The sequence below is a fragment of the Pseudomonas sp. 300 genome (assembly GCF_055803035.1).
Genome location: NZ_JAVLRV010000002.1, coordinates 3,218,668 through 3,222,751, shown reverse-complemented (window position 1 = coordinate 3,222,751; position 4,084 = coordinate 3,218,668). Strand labels below are relative to the sequence as shown.

3 protein-coding genes are annotated in these 4,084 nt (G+C 59.5%); 2 read left to right on the top strand and 1 reads right to left on the bottom strand.

What is annotated here, in order from left to right; translation table 11 throughout:
• Positions 1-17: 17 nt before the first annotated feature.
• Positions 18-1,016: an AraC family transcriptional regulator gene (locus tag Q7W83_RS21220; protein ID WP_150633346.1), complete on the bottom strand. Its 999-nt coding sequence runs from the start codon at positions 1,014-1,016 to the stop codon at positions 18-20.
• Positions 1,017-1,354: 338 nt separating this feature from the next.
• Here Q7W83_RS21220 and Q7W83_RS21215 point away from each other — a divergent pair, with 338 nt between their 5' ends.
• Both Q7W83_RS21215 and Q7W83_RS21210 read left to right on the top strand, forming a co-directional pair.
• Positions 1,355-2,689 carry a dicarboxylate/amino acid:cation symporter gene (locus Q7W83_RS21215; protein ID WP_150633347.1) on the top strand — a complete coding sequence of 445 codons (1,335 nt, stop codon included), beginning with the start codon at positions 1,355-1,357 and terminating at the stop codon, positions 2,687-2,689.
• A gap of 144 nt (positions 2,690-2,833) precedes the next feature.
• Positions 2,834-4,015 (top strand): CaiB/BaiF CoA transferase family protein, encoded by a 1,182-nt coding sequence (locus Q7W83_RS21210; RefSeq protein ID WP_473656828.1) that lies wholly within the window; start codon positions 2,834-2,836, stop codon positions 4,013-4,015.
• Positions 4,016-4,084 lie beyond the last annotated feature (69 nt).

The window sequence follows — 4,084 nt, the reverse complement described above, 5'->3', positions numbered from 1 at the left end:
AGATTCACTACAAAAAATCAGCTCTCTTGAGCGCGATAAGCGCCCGGTGTCAGGCCGGTCCACTTCTTGAACGCCCGGTGAAACGCCGAAGGCTCGGAAAACCCCAACTGTTCAGCGATCTGTTGCAACGACAGGTCCGCACGCCCCAAGTGATAAATCGCAATATCCCGGCGCAACTGATCCTTCAACTCCTGAAAACTCGAACCCTCTTCGCGCAAATGCCGGCGCAGCGTCTGCGGGCTGATGTGCAGGTGCGCAGCCACCGCTTCCAGGTCTGGCCAGCGCGCACTGTCGCGGCTGAGCAAGCGGCGCAACTGGCTGCTCAGGCTGTCGCCGTCATCCGGGCGTGACAGTAGGTCGGCGGGGGAGCGTTCGAGGAAATGCTTGAGGGTCCGCTCGTCCTGCAACAGCGGCATGTTCAGGTAGCGACTGTGGAACAGCAGGCTGCTCTGCGACGCGCAAAACTCCATCGGGCAGGGGAACAGCAACTCGTATTCGGCGCCGTGCTCGGGCCTCGGGTAGCTGAAGGTGGCCTGTTCCAGACGAATGCGCTGGCCGATCAGCCAACTGCCGAGGCGATGCCAGACCATCAACTGGCTTTCGGTGAGGAAATGGTCCGGGTCCTGAAACTTGGAATCGTCCAGGCTCAGGCGGATCATTTCGTCTTCGCGGGTCAGGGTCAGACGCGGCCCACCGGGGAATAGGCTGTAAAACAATAAGCCGCGATGCAGCGCCTTCTCCAGATTGCGGCAGTGAATCACGGCGTGGCACATCATCGCGAAGCTGCCGGTTTTGCTCGGGACCGGCCCGAAGCCGAGGTATTCGTCGTCGAGTGCCAGCCACAATCCCTGGATCAAACGGGTGAACTGCTCAGGCGCAATGCGCGCACGCGGTTCTTCCAGCAACTCGGGGCTGATCCCGAGTTGTTGCAACAGGTTTGAACAGTCATGACCCAGCCGACGCGCGCCACCGAGGGCGGCACGGGCGAAATGACTGGCAATGGTGCGTTCGCGCATAGAAGGCAGGTCCGTCTATTGAACGACGGATGGTAGTCGTCGGGGCCGGCAATGGACAAGGCGGATATCCGCCAAATTGCAGGACGAGGTCGGGCGGATGGGCGGAAATCCGCCACCGTTTTGTAAGGCGTCCATGGCACGGTGAACCTGTAACCCCTGATGTCAAAAGGCTCGCAGGGGATTTGGCAAAGGTGGCACGCCGCTTGCGATACAACGAGCAGATGCCTGCCCTCGCGCAGCTCGAAAAAACAAATCCCTCCAGTGCAGGAGGGTTCGCAATTCAGGTGTCATGGGCAACAGATGGATGTTGTCACTTGGCACTCTTGAGGAACTTTGCAATGACGACTCGTCAGCCAATATACAAATCCCTGTATTTCCAGGTGATCGTTGCCATCGCCATCGGCATCCTGCTTGGTCACTTCTACCCGCAGACCGGTGTGGCCCTCAAGCCGCTGGGTGACGGGTTCATCAAACTGATCAAAATGGTCATCGCGCCAATCATCTTCTGTACGGTCGTCAGCGGTATCGCTGGCATGCAGAACATGAAATCGGTGGGCAAGACCGGCGGCTATGCGCTGCTGTACTTCGAAATTGTTTCCACCATCGCGCTGTTGATCGGCCTGGTCGTGGTTAACGTCGTGCAACCGGGAGCCGGCATGCACATCGACGTGACCACCCTGGATACCAGCAAAATTGCTGGCTTCATCTCGGCCGGTAAAGACCAGAGCATCGTCGCCTTTATCCTTAACGTGATCCCGAACACCATCGTCGGCGCATTCGCCAACGGCGACATCCTGCAAGTGCTGATGTTCTCGGTGATCTTCGGTTTCGCCCTGCATCGCCTGGGTGCTTACGGCAAGCCGGTGCTGGATTTCATCGATCGCTTTGCTCACGTGATGTTCAACATCATCAACATGATCATGAAGCTGGCGCCAGTCGGTGCCTTCGGCGCCATGGCGTTCACCATCGGTGCCTACGGTGTCGGCTCGCTGGTGCAGCTGGGTCAGTTGATGATTTGCTTCTACATCACTTGCATCCTGTTTGTGGTGTTGGTGCTGGGCGCCATCTGCCGCGCGCACGGTTTCAGTGTGCTGAAGCTGATCCGCTACATCCGTGAAGAACTGCTGATCGTACTGGGCACTTCCTCCTCGGAATCCGCTCTGCCGCGCATGCTGATCAAAATGGAACGCCTGGGTGCACAGAAATCCGTTGTCGGCCTCGTGATCCCGACCGGCTACTCGTTCAACCTCGACGGTACTTCGATCTACCTGACCATGGCCGCTGTGTTCATCGCTCAGGCGACTGATACCCCGATGGATCTCACTCACCAGATCACATTGCTGCTGGTGCTGCTGCTGTCCTCCAAAGGTGCGGCCGGTGTGACCGGCAGTGGCTTCATCGTGCTGGCGGCCACCTTGTCGGCTGTGGGTACTCTGCCGGTTGCCGGTCTGGCGCTGATCCTTGGTATCGACCGCTTCATGTCCGAAGCCCGTGCACTGACCAACCTCGTTGGTAACGCTGTTGCGACCCTGGTCGTGGCCAAGTGGGTGAAAGAGCTGGATGAAGACAAGCTGCAAGTAGAGCTGGCTTCCGGTGGTCGCGGTATCTCCGACACTCGTGAAGAAGACGACCTGGGTGTGGCCGAAGGCCCAACCCCAAGCAACGTCAAGTAATACGCGTTGTCATGAAAAAACCCGCTTCGGCGGGTTTTTTCTTGCCTGGAGTTTGAGCGTAACGGTCACAGTTGCTGACACATCAGGTGATTGCTGCAATGCGATTGGCTGCCTAGGCTGGAGGCATCGCACTGGAGATCACACATGCTCGGTCCACTGGCATCACTCAAGGTTCTGGATTTCTCGACATTGTTGCCGGGGCCGTTCGCCTCGCTGTTATTGGCTGACATGGGCGCCGAGGTACTGCGCATCGAATCGCCGACCCGCATGGACCTGTTGCGCGTGCTGCCACCCCATGATCAAGGCGTGTCGGCCAGCCATGCGTACCTCAATCGCAACAAGCGCAGCCTGGCGCTGGACCTCAAACAGCCTGAGGCGCTGGCAGTGATCAAGCAGCTGTTGCAGGACTACGACATCGTCCTGGAGCAATTCCGCCCCGGCGTAATGGAACGTCTGGGCCTGGGCTATGAAGCGCTGAAGGCGATCAACCCGAAGTTGATCTACGTGTCGATCACCGGTTACGGGCAAACCGGCCCCTACGCGCATCGCGCCGGCCACGACATCAATTACCTGGCGCTGGCGGGTCTGGCGAGCTACACCGGCCGCGCCGATAACGGCCCGCTGCCCTTGGGTATGCAGGTGGCGGATGTCGCCGGAGGTTCGTTGCACGGGGTGATTGGCTTGCTGGCGGCGGTGATCGCCCGCCAGCAAAGCGGGGTGGGGCAGCATCTGGATGTGAGCATGACTGACTGTGCGTTCAGCTTGAACGCCATGGCCGGTGCCGGGTACCTGGCCTGCGGCGATGAACCGGGTCGGGAGGACCAGATGCTCAATGGCGGCAGCTTCTACGACTATTACCGTTCGCGGGATGGCCGCTGGTTGTCGGTTGGCAGTCTGGAACCGCCGTTCATGAAGCAACTGTGCACGGCGCTGGGTCTGGAGGAGTTGGCGACGCTGGGCCTGTCGCCTCAGCCCGCCCAGCGAAAGAAGCTCAAGGACGCGCTGCAGACTGAATTCGAGAAGCACGACTTTGCCGAATTGTGTGCGCTGTTTGCCGAACTCGATGCGTGTGTCGAGCCGGTGTTGACCTTGGGTGAGGCGGTTCGGCATCCGCAGTTGCAGGCGCGGGAATTGGTGACCGATGTGCCGCGAGGGGATGGCACGAGCCAGGCGCAGATGGCGTGTCCGTTGAAGTTCTCGGACGGGTTGCCCGAGTCTCGGCATATTGGTGCGGCGCTGGGGCAGCATACGGATCAGGTGTTGGGGGAGTTGGGGTTTGGTGTCGAGCGGATTGAGGAACTGAGGCGTGCCAAAGTGATTCTCTAGTGCCTGTCAGGCCGCCATCGCCAGCAGGCTGGCTCCCACAATGGATCTATGGCGTATCGATGATCCCTG